Source organism: Dactylosporangium sp. NPDC049742 (assembly GCF_040674675.1).
In the GTDB taxonomy this organism is placed as follows: domain Bacteria; phylum Actinomycetota; class Actinomycetes; order Mycobacteriales; family Micromonosporaceae; genus Dactylosporangium; species Dactylosporangium maewongense.
In genome coordinates, this window is the sequence record NZ_JBFANF010000154.1 from 1 (window position 1) to 2,518 (window position 2,518).

Consider the following 2,518-nt stretch of genomic DNA (forward strand, 5'->3'; position numbering starts at 1 on the left):
GGTTGTTTGAGAACTCAACAGGGTGCTTGTTAAGCCAGTGCCAATTGATTGACCCCGTGACACGGCTGTTGTGCCCGCACGACCAAGGCGACGGCCTCCTGCCGGCCGAGCGTGCGCAGCAGCCGGGCGGTCTCGGCGGCGTCGCCGACGCCGACCCCGAGGACCAGCGCGTGCTGGGGGAGCACCGGCTCGTCGAGGGGGTCGTGGATGACCACCCCGCCGATCGCGGCGGCCTGCCGCGGGTGGAGGTCCGGGTCGCCGTGGACCAGCTCGAGCAGGGTCGCGCCGAGGTCGTCCAGGACGCGCCCGAGGCTGGCCTGTGGTCGCACACCAGGAATTCTAGATCCGGATCCAGGTCGTCTCGGTGGTGATCCCGGCGAGGACGTCCGGCAGCGGCTCGACGCCGAGCCCCGGCCCGGCCGGCACGGCCAGGTGGCCGTCGTCGAGCACGAACGGCGCCGTGACGTCGGTGCGGAAGTAGCGGCCGGATGCGGACGTGTCGCCGGGCAGGGTGAAGCCGGGCAGCGCGGCGAGCGCCACGTTCGCGGCCCGCCCGATGCCGGTCTCCAGCATCCCGCCGCACCAGACCGGCACGCCGTGCGCCACGCAGACGTCGTGGATCCGGCGGGCCTCCAGGTAGCCGCCGACCCGGCCGGGCTTCACGTTCACGATCTCGCAGGCGCCGAGCGTGATCGCGGCGGCCGCGCTGCGGGCCGACGTGATCGACTCGTCCAGGCAGACCGGGGTGCGGATGAGCTTCGCCAGGGCGGCGTGGCCGAGCAGGTCCTCCTCGTCGAGGGGCTGCTCGATGAGCAGCAGGTCGAAGGGGTCGAGCCGGCTCAGGTGCCGGGCGTCGGCGAGGGTGTAGGCGGTGTTGGCGTCGACCTGGAGCAGCAGCGCGTCGCCGAAGCGCTCGCGGACCGCCCGGACGGGCTCGACGTCCCAGCCGGGCTCGATCTTCAGCTTGATCCGCACGTACCCGTCGGCGACGTACCCGGCGACCGCGTCGAGCAGCTCGCCGATCGAGTCCATGATCCCGACGGAGACCCCGCACGGCACGCGGTCGCGGACCGCGCCGAGCTCCCGGCCGAGGGACCGCCCGGCGGCGCGCAGCTCCGCGTCGAGGACGGCCATCTCCAGGGCCGCCTTCGCCATCCGGTGTCCCTTGTACGGCGCGAGCGCCGGCCCGACCGCGTTGGCGTCCAGCCGCGGGGCCGCCCCGAGCGCCGGGACGAGGAACCGGGTGAGCACGTCGATGGCGGCCTCGACGTACTCCGAGGAGTACAGCGGGTCGGCCATCGCCACGCACTCGCCCCAGCCCTCGGCGTCGGGGGTGACCGCCCGCAGCAGCAGCAGGTCCCGGTCGGTGCTGGTGCCGAAGGAGGTGCGGAAGGGCGCCACCAGCGGCATCTTGACGCGTCGCAGCTCGACCCCGGTGAGTTTCATGAGTTCTCGTCGTTCCCTTCGGTGAGCACGTACCAGCCGGCCCGGTCGAAGCCGGTGACCCGCCGGCCGCCGGCCATGAGCGTGCCGAGCGTCTCGCGGACGGCGATCCGCCAGGCGTGGGCGGCGGCGGGATCGGTCCGCCGCAGCGTCTCGATGTCCGGCGGCACCGCCACCAGGACCGTGTGACCGTCGAGCGTTCCGGGTGCGGGGCGGCCGTCAGCGGTGCGCCCCAGGCCGACCACCGCGCCCCGGTGCAGTTCGTGTTCGACGGTACGGGTAGCCGGCCGCCCGCCGCACGCCGCCTCCACGGCCGGCGCGGCCAGGTCCCAGCTGACCAGCAGCCGGTCGCTGTCGTCGGCGCCGTTGAGCCCGTCGTTCATGCCGCCGTAGAAGTTGGTCAGGTACTCCGCCGGGGTCGCGGCCAGCTTCGCCAGGTTGAAGTAGGAGTTGCGGGCGACGAGCGGGTCGTAGGTCCACGAGACGGTCCGCAGCCCGCGGCGCACGGCCCAGCCGCGCTGGTGCGTCTTGAGCGCGAACCCGACCGCCCGCCGACCGCCGCCGGCCGCGACGCCGGTGATGTGGCTGTGCATGGTCGCGTGCGCCGGCGGGCCGAAGAACGCGACGCACGCGCCGACGAGCTCCTCCCCGTCGTACGCGCCGGCGACGTAGTTGCCGGCCTTGCTGAACGCCCGCAGCAGCACGGCGGTGACCGGCTGGTTGGCCGGGTCGGGCCGCCAGATCCGGTCGAACAGCCGGTGCATCGCCTGGAAGTCCTCGTCGCCGGTGATCTCGCGGATGGTCACCCCGGCCGCGTCCGCGGCGGCCCGCGCCTGCGCGTCGGCGGCGTCGGCGGCGTCGGTCGCGTCGGTGGCGGCGGCGTTCAGGGTCGCCATCACGCACCTCCCGCGGCGGCCAGGACGTCCAGCACCAGCGCCGCGACGAGGGCGGTGCGCCCGGGCAGCGCGTCGATGAGGACGTGCTCGTCGTCGGCGTGCGCGCCGCCGCCGACCGCGCCGAGCCCGTCGAGCGTCGGCGTGCCGACGCCGGCGGTGAAGTTGCCGTCGGACGCCCC

Annotated in this window: 3 protein-coding genes and 1 pseudogene; all 4 read right to left on the minus strand. The window is 74.4% G+C overall.

The genetic code is table 11. The annotated features are described in order from the left end of the window. Positions 1–29: 29 nt before the first annotated feature. Complete coding sequence (locus AB0J72_RS58845) at positions 30–329, minus strand: hypothetical protein (RefSeq protein ID WP_363418008.1); 300 nt, start codon at positions 327–329, stop codon at positions 30–32. Between the two features lie 10 nt (positions 330–339). Then, complete coding sequence (menC, locus tag AB0J72_RS58850; protein ID WP_363418011.1) at positions 340–1,446, minus strand: o-succinylbenzoate synthase; 1,107 nt, start codon at positions 1,444–1,446, stop codon at positions 340–342. After that, positions 1,443–2,339 carry a GNAT family N-acetyltransferase gene (locus AB0J72_RS58855; RefSeq protein WP_363418014.1) on the minus strand — a complete coding sequence of 299 codons (897 nt, stop codon included), beginning with the start codon at positions 2,337–2,339 and terminating at the stop codon, positions 1,443–1,445. The genes menC and AB0J72_RS58855 overlap by 4 nt, the downstream gene beginning before the upstream one ends. Next, positions 2,339–2,518, minus strand: a pseudogene (locus AB0J72_RS58860) (M20 family peptidase); the annotation flags it as partial. The gene AB0J72_RS58855 and the pseudogene AB0J72_RS58860, both read right to left, overlap by 1 nt.

Excerpts from the sequence above, each read along its gene's own strand:
- menC (WP_363418011.1), bottom strand. The coding sequence starts at position 1,446 with ATGAAACTCACCGGGGTCGAGCTGCGACGCGTCAAGATGCCGCTGGTG.
- AB0J72_RS58855 (WP_363418014.1), bottom strand. The coding sequence starts at position 2,339 with ATGGCGACCCTGAACGCCGCCGCCACCGACGCGACCGACGCCGCCGAC.